Genomic DNA, 3,247 nt, shown 5'->3' with positions numbered 1-3,247 from the left:
ACTCAGCCCAGCAAGCGAGCTTCCGCGCGGCACGAACCAGCTCACCCAACTCGTAACCATTACACGCCGACTGGTCAACAGCAGCGAACGCCGCCACCAACTCCGGACCGGCTGCCATGTCGCCAAACCCGGGCGGGAGCGGAGAGAACCGCACACCATCGCCGTCGCTCATACGTTCGAGTTTAGTCGATCGCGATCCTGCTCGCAATCGACAAGGACCCTACGAGCCCTTATTTACAAGGGGTATCTCGAACTCGGATGGTCAGGCTCGTCGGAGTTGTCAGAGGTCTCTCGGTCTCTTAGCCGAAAACCTCTGACGGCTCCCGGCTGCCTCTGACGACCAGAGCCGCGAGAAGGAAGGTCGTACGAGCGCTGCGATTGGCAGCCGGTGTCGATACCGGCAATGTCGCGGCCATCCATGTATGACCTCCCCTTAGGTTCGGCGGGCGGGCTCCGCGGTCGCGGCGGCGTGGCAGGCCCCGAACCCTTCGGCGCGGGCAACGATCCGGCCATCCTGGATGCGTACGGCGATTTCCGTTGCATTGTCGACCTCAGAGACACCCGCCGCCTCGGCGAGCGCGCCGGTTTCGTCGTACACGATCTGCGGCGACGGCCACGCGGACGGCGCCACCGCTTCCTGCAGGCAGGTGCGCAGCTCGGCGACGGTCAGCCGGGCGAGCGGCAGGAGCTCCTTCGGAGAGTCCGAGACGAGTACGGCGGTGACGTCGAGTCCGGCGGGTGCGGCGCGTACGGCTTCCTCGATCGCGGCGAGCCGGTGCAGCCCAAGGATCGCGACCACCCCATCGCCAGTGAGGCGTGCGGCGCCGCCTCCCGCCGCGTCAGTCGCCGGCGGCGGCGACCATGCCTCGTCAACGGTTCGCGCGCGCCGGGTGTGCGGGAGGTGCGGGGGCTGCCAGGTGTCGCCGAGGTCCAGGTCCGCAAGCTGCGCGCAGGCGCTGACGACGTTGAACGGTTCGACGAATCCGGGCGCGGCGGCGGCCAGCTGGCGCGCGCCATGAAGAGTGGTGAGTGCGGCCTCGGCCACGGCCACCCGTCGGCCGGCAATCCGTCGGTCAGCGTCCCGTCGGTCAGCGGCCGGCAGGCGCGGGCGAAGCCGCTCCAGGGCGAGCCCGAGCAGGAGCGCGTCGAGCTTCATCAACTGCGCGAACGCCTGCCGGCTCCCCTCGTCGGCGATGACCTCTGACATCAGGTCCATGCCCAACCGGGCAGCGCTGTGGGGTTCGTCGGTGGCGAGGGGGAGCCGGGCAACCCAGGCGCGAGCGAACGCACCGAGTGCCTCGCGCACCGTGTCGCCGGGCGGCCCATGCCCATGCCCGCGCCCATGCGCCTGCGCGGCCCCGGAAGCGCGCTCGGCGTCGTCAGCCAGGACCGCGAAGTAGAGCGCCCGCTTCCCGGGGAAGTTCGAGTAGACCGCGCCGCGAGTGAGGTCCGCGCGTTCGGCGATGTCGTCGATCTTGACGCTGCGGAAGCCGCGGGCGATGAACTCGGCGCGGGCCGCCGCCAGGACCTTGGCGCGGTTGCGTTCCTGGGTCTGTGTCCGGGTGAGCCGGCCCATCGTTCTCCTCGCCGCCACGTTGTCACCGGTACGCGTGTGAAGATACTGTGACCATTCAGATGATGACATCATCTGAAATCCGACCTCACGATCCGGTCCCATCTGTACGGCGACCCGCACGAGACTCCAGGAGGGTTCATGGCCAGCGTCAGCCAGGATCTGGACGGCGTACCCGAGATCGACCTGACCGACTCCGACCTCCTCCGCGATCCCTTCGCCACCTGGGGGAACGTCCGCGAGCGTGCGCCGATGGCGCGCATGCACATTCCCGGTCTCGGCCCGGTCGGGGTCGTCACAAGGTACGACGACGCCAAGGCGGTGCTGAGCGACCCGCGGTTCGAGATCAGGTCCGAAAGCTTCACCCCGCCGCCCGGCATCCCCGAGGAGTGCCTGTCGTACATGCGGACCATGTCCGAGATGGATGGTCCCGAGCATCTGCGGCTTCGTAGGCTCGTGGCGCCCGCGTTCAGCGCCCGCCGCGCCGCGGACTTCGGCCCGCGGGTCGAGCCGATCGTCGCGAAACTGCTCGACGACCTACCCCGGCACGCGGTCGATGGTTCGGTGGACCTGCTGCCGCACCTTGCCCGGCCGCTGCCCATGGAGGTGATCTGCGAGCTGGTCGGAATCCCCGAGTCCGATCGGCCACGGTGGCGGGAGTACGGCGCGGCGGTCGCCGCCGGAGTCGGTCCGGCGTTCGCCGAAGCCCTGCCGGGCATCATGGCGGGCGCCAAGGCCGCGGTCGCGCGCCGGCGGGAAGAACTCGCCGACGACCTGGTGTCGGACCTCATCCGCGCCCAGGCCGATGACGGTGACCGGCTCAGCGACACCGAGATGGTCACCCTGATCTGGCACCTGGTCCTCGCCGGCCAGACGCCGACGAACCTCATCGCCAACGCGGTGGAGGCCCTGCTCACCAACCCCCAGCACCTGGTGACCCTCCGCGAGGAACCCGCGCTCATGCCGCGCGCGGTCGAGGAACTCATGCGGTGGACGGGGCCGCAGTTGCTGACCGTTCCCCGGTACGCACGGGAGGATGCGGAGGTGTGCGGCACGCAGGTCCGGAAGGGCCAGCCGATCACCGTGTCGATCGCGGCCGTCAACCGCGACCCGCGCGTGTTCACCGAGCCGGACCGGCTCGACCTCGGCCGGGCGGCGGGTGGCCCCGGGCACCTGGGTTTCGCCCACGGCCCACACTTCTGCCTCGGAGCCTCGCTGGCGCGCGTCCAGACCGAACTCGCGCTGACCGCGTTGCTGCGTCGCTATCCGAAACTCGCATTGGCCGCGCCACCTGAGGACGTTCGACACCTCCCCGACCCGGGCACCTGGCGCCTGGCCTCTCTCCCCGTGACCCTCGCCTGAAAAGCGGCCGTGACCTTTGTCGCGGCCGCTCCATTTCGATTTCGTACGACCATAAGAAGAGGTGCTCCGCGTGCCACGTATTGGCGACGGCGGCGATCTGCTCAAGTGCTCGTTCTGCGGCAAGAGCCAGAAGCAGGTCAAGAAACTCATCGCCGGCCCGGTCGGTGTCTATATCTGCGACGAATGTGTCGGGCTCTGCATTGAGCTCATCGAGGAGGAGCTGAACGAGTCTTCTGAGGTGGGGTTGCATGAGTTGCCGAAGCCGCGGGAGATCTACGAGTTTTTGGATCAGTACGTGGTGGGGCAGGACAG

The 3,247-nt window shown here is 68.7% G+C and carries 3 protein-coding genes; 2 read left to right on the top strand and 1 reads right to left on the bottom strand.

Going from position 1 to position 3,247, the window contains the following annotated elements:
• Nucleotides 1-433: 433 nt before the first annotated feature.
• Entirely contained in the window at nucleotides 434-1,576 is a 1,143-nt protein-coding gene (locus B141_RS0106315; protein ID WP_020574322.1) for a TetR/AcrR family transcriptional regulator, read from the bottom strand.
• Nucleotides 1,577-1,714: 138 nt separating this feature from the next.
• Between B141_RS0106315 and B141_RS0106310 the strand changes: the two genes are divergently transcribed.
• Together B141_RS0106310 and B141_RS39175 are read left to right on the top strand one after the other, a co-directional pair.
• Complete coding sequence (locus B141_RS0106310; protein WP_020574321.1) at nucleotides 1,715-2,935, top strand: cytochrome P450 family protein; 1,221 nt, start codon at nucleotides 1,715-1,717, stop codon at nucleotides 2,933-2,935.
• 70 nt (nucleotides 2,936-3,005) lie between these two features.
• Nucleotides 3,006-3,247: ClpX C4-type zinc finger protein (locus B141_RS39175; protein WP_040420562.1), on the top strand; the 242-nt coding region annotated here is incomplete at its 3' end.

It is taken from the genome of Actinopolymorpha alba DSM 45243 (genome assembly GCF_000373925.1).
Lineage (GTDB): Bacteria > Actinomycetota > Actinomycetes > Propionibacteriales > Actinopolymorphaceae > Actinopolymorpha > Actinopolymorpha alba.
This window is presented reverse-complemented; position numbering and strand designations above follow the sequence as displayed.

Coding starts and splice junctions, on each gene's coding strand:
- B141_RS0106310 (WP_020574321.1), top strand. CDS start 1,715: ATGGCCAGCGTCAGCCAGGATCTGGACGGCGTACCCGAGATCGACCTG.
- B141_RS0106315 (WP_020574322.1), bottom strand. CDS start 1,576: ATGGGCCGGCTCACCCGGACACAGACCCAGGAACGCAACCGCGCCAAG.